This window comes from Nocardia salmonicida NBRC 13393 (assembly GCF_001613085.1).
Taxonomy (GTDB): Bacteria; Actinomycetota; Actinomycetes; order Mycobacteriales; family Mycobacteriaceae; genus Nocardia; species Nocardia salmonicida.
Genome location: NZ_BDBR01000087.1, coordinates 1 through 3,646, shown reverse-complemented (window position 1 = coordinate 3,646; position 3,646 = coordinate 1). Strand labels below are relative to the sequence as shown.

At 63.3% G+C, this 3,646-nt stretch carries 3 protein-coding genes and 1 pseudogene; 3 read left to right on the top strand and 1 reads right to left on the bottom strand.

The features are described 5' to 3' along the window. The 3 genes and pseudogenes from NS1_RS41125 to NS1_RS38385 form a co-directional block, all read left to right on the top strand. Positions 1-291 (top strand): annotated as a pseudogene (locus NS1_RS41125) (hypothetical protein); the annotation flags it as partial. Beyond that, positions 284-883 (top strand): P-loop nucleotide/nucleoside kinase family protein, encoded by a 600-nt coding sequence (locus NS1_RS38390; protein ID WP_245914555.1) that lies wholly within the window; start codon positions 284-286, stop codon positions 881-883. The pseudogene NS1_RS41125 and the gene NS1_RS38390, both read left to right, overlap by 8 nt. A gap of 971 nt (positions 884-1,854) precedes the next feature. Continuing rightward, a complete protein-coding gene (locus tag NS1_RS38385) occupies positions 1,855-2,064 on the top strand; it encodes a hypothetical protein (protein ID WP_062992643.1) in 210 nt (69 codons plus the stop codon). An 835-nt stretch (positions 2,065-2,899) separates the two neighbouring features. On the opposite strand, the gene NS1_RS38375 is transcribed toward NS1_RS38385, so the two are convergent. Then, positions 2,900-3,646, bottom strand: a 747-nt coding sequence (locus NS1_RS38375; RefSeq protein WP_062992639.1) for a tyrosine-type recombinase/integrase, incomplete at its 5' end; no start/stop codon positions are given.

Below are 3,646 nucleotides of genomic sequence, written 5' to 3'. Positions count from 1 at the left end.
AGCCACCCGACCGCGGACTGGCTCACCGCCGAGGGCAGCTACTTCGACACCGGATGGGTGCAACAACGGTGGTCGTGCGGCATCACGCACCGCTTCTGGCATCAACCGTTGCAGGCATGGTGCGCGGAGTTCACCGCGGCCGGTTTCACCATCGACGCGATCACCGAGCACCAGCCCGCCGCCGAGATGGCTCGAACCCACCCCGCCGAGTTCGAAACCCTCACCCGCCAGCCTGGTTTCATCGCCTACCGGCTCGCCAAACCGACCAGCGGAACCGACGGCGATGCCTGACGTGCCAAAATTCGTCATGGCCAATTCCCCGCATTCTCCAGTGCTCGTCGTCGTCAGCGGGCCCCCGGGATCGGGCAAATCCACCCTCGCTCACGCCCTCGCCGCCGAAATCGGTGTCCCCGCGATCGTCCGCGATGAGATCAAACAGGGCATGGTCCAGGCCGCCACAGACCGAGTCACCGACTACGACGACCTGAATATCCCCGTACTGCACGCCTTCTTCGGCGTCTTGACCCTGCTGGCGCGCGCCGGGGTCAGCGTAGTGGCCGAGGCTGCGTTCCAGGACAAGTTGTGGCGTCCGGGCCTGACCGCGCTGGCTGAATTCGCCGAGATCCGCGTCATTCACTGCACCGCGCCGCAATCGGTCCTGCACGAACGTATCGCCCACCGCGTGGGGAGTGATCCTCACCGGCAAGCGCACAACGACCAGGGTCTCCTCGCGGCGATCGCCGCTGGTGGCCAACCCGTCGGCGCGTTCGTGCCGGTGAATATGGACGTCGCGGAACTGGCGGTCGACACCACCGACGGGTACCAGCCCGGTCTCAAAGCGATCACCCAATTCGCCACCCAACCGGCCCAGGGCAAGGCCTGATCGCGGCGCTGCTCCGGCACCAGAGATCTGGCCACGCGCCGAATTGTCAGTAGTGACGCGTCGCTACTGACATCTCCACGGGGTTCCCGAAGGATTCCGCGCACGCGCGCACGCGCGCAGAACCGGTCCTTGACCTGCGGTTTACTAACGTTCCGTGACGAACGCTACTGACACGAGTGACGAACCCCCAGGTCGCCAACTGACATCCAAATGACGAATCTCACCGCGCGGGATGCCGAAGACGCGTCGTTGACTCAATATGTGATTCGATTCATATATTCAGGCGCTAAATCCTGTCTGAACTGCGACTATCTCAAGGTTCGAAGGGAACGAGGCTTGCGGCTTGTACCGGATCAGTCCATCGTGAAACCTGCGAGGTATGACCCTGATGGACTTCGCTCACAGTGCTTTCGCGGCCATCGTCGTGCTGAAAGCTCCTTGGGCACTTGCAGTGGCAGTCGCTACACTTCACCCCGATCCTGCTAGGCGCGACGCGGCCCGACAGACCTTGCGGATCATCAGGGGAGGACGGTGATGGCCGACAGCTTGGTTAGCTATCTTCGTCGCCAGCCCCATGCGCGGAAGATGCTCGAGATCCTCGGAACGGTAGGTTCCATGTGGGACTACGAGTTACGCGAACGGACGTATGCGGGCGGCAGTTGTCCGTTCGGCATCGCCTTCGGAGGGTTGCTGAATAGAGACATGGTGTGGGTACAGGGGCATCATCTCTACCGACGTCGCGTGGGTATCACTATGCGCGGACGGCGTGAGCTTGTTCGCTGGCGGACGTCGGAGCGGGCGGCGCATTCAAGGTGTTTGCCCGCCGCCGATGCTAAATCCGCGTCTGGAGGCCCGCCTGTGCGATTCGACCAGTTCGAGACCCACCAGTACCAGCGAACACGGCGACCGAAGACGAATTAGTGGCCCGCGAGATCGGCTATTGCGAAGAACGGCCACCGAGCTGAGACACAATGGCCCGTCAGTGCGAAGGGTCGGGATGCGCCGGACTGCGTCCGCGATGGATTAATGGGATCGACGCGATCACCGAGCACCAGCCCGCCGCCGAGATGGCCCGAACCCACCCCGCCGAATATGAAACCCTCACCCGCCAGCCTGGTTTCATCGCCTACCGACTAGCCAAACCGGCCACCAGCGATGGTGGGATCGACGACGATGCCTGACGTGCTAAATCCGTCGTGGCGAACTCCCCGCATTTTCCAGTGCTCGTCGTCAGCGGGCCCCGGGATCGGGCAAGTCCACCCTCGCTCACACCCTGGCCACGGAAATGGGTGTACTGGCGATCATCCGAGATGAGCTCAAACAGGGCATGGTCCAGGCCACCACAGACCGAGTCACCGACTACGACGTCTGTCCGTTGTACATCCCTTCGGAAGTGCTTGGGCGCCCGCTAACGATCCGTGCGTGTCGGGTCACTTCGGTGCAGACGAGCGCTTGCCGCGTTGCGCGTCGCGTCGATTTGGCGATCGTTGGCGCACGCGCGGTACCACAAATCGTGCGCCACCAGATAGGTCGGATCGGCGGTGACCGGGTTCTCGGAAGCCGCACCTGTCGTGCTACCGCACCGAGTGCATGGGAACGCAGACGACGAATCCAGGAATCGAGCCAGTTTCTCCTGGAAATTCGCCGGATGACCCATGCTGTCTACTCCGACATCGAGTGCGTGCCCGCAGGCGAACCGCATGGGTACCCAGAACAGCTCCGTGGGGTCGGTCGTTGGTAGTTGTGCGTCGGACCGAAGTCCTTGCTGCTGACCCCATCGCGCGCGCTGCCGTGCCTGCTCGTCCGGTACTGATCCCGTCACCACTACCTCCCGATATGTCGTATTCGGTCCACCCGCATCATCGACCCATACAGATACGCAGCTGCGACGATAGGCGTTGCGTCTCCCTACAGCGCGCACGAATCCGTTTGCAGCCGAGGGTACGCACTGCCAACTAGCCGCCTACGGTGCGGTGAAGTTGGCCACCGATATGCGATCCCGATACCGGAAGGGCATCAGTCCGGCTGGCCGGTCAGCGCGTTATCGACGATATCGGCGGCCACCTTGTGCGGACGACCTCGCTCCAAGTAGTACTTCTGGGCCGTGGACACATCGGCCTGGCGCAGGACGTCGGCGGTGATGCGGGCCGACAAGCCGGCGTCATCGAGGATGGTGGCCATGGCGTGACGGAAGCTGTGCGCGGTGATGTCCTCGGCAATGCCGAGTGCCTCGCGAACGCGCTGCCATGCGTGTCCAACGTTCTGTGGGTCGCGCAAGGTCCACACCGCGGACGGGAACACCAGATCCAGGTCGTCGGTTCCTGGTCGTGGAGGTGATGTGAGGCGTCGTTCCGCCAGGGCGGCCTTGCGCAGCCTGAGTACTTCCACGGCGAACTCGGGCAGTGCCGTGGTGCCGGGGCGGTTTTTCGGGTCTTCCTCTCTCGTATCGCGGACAAGCCCTTTGCCCGGAACTCGGACGACCTTGCCTGTGAGGCACAGCGTTTGCGCCTCCAGATCGATATCGGACCACAGCATCCCCAACATCTGGGATCGACGTAGTCCGGTGGCGGCGTAGACGGTGATGATGTCGACGAGGTCAGCGCCTTCGCAGTATTCGGCGACAGTGGGCGGGGTGTATGCCTTGACCGGTGTGCCACGCTGACGCTCGGCTTTCGAGAGTTTGCGTGGGCACGGGACCTGAGAGGTTCGCACGGCGCTGAGGATGAAGCGGAGTTGGTCGATGGTCAGGCCACCCGCGCCGCC

What these genes read in the sequence shown, in the direction of transcription:
- NS1_RS38390 (WP_245914555.1), top strand. Translation starts at nt 284, where the DNA reads ATGCCTGACGTGCCAAAATTCGTCATGGCCAATTCCCCGCATTCTCCA.
- NS1_RS38385 (WP_062992643.1), top strand. Translation starts at nt 1,855, where the DNA reads ATGGCCCGTCAGTGCGAAGGGTCGGGATGCGCCGGACTGCGTCCGCGA.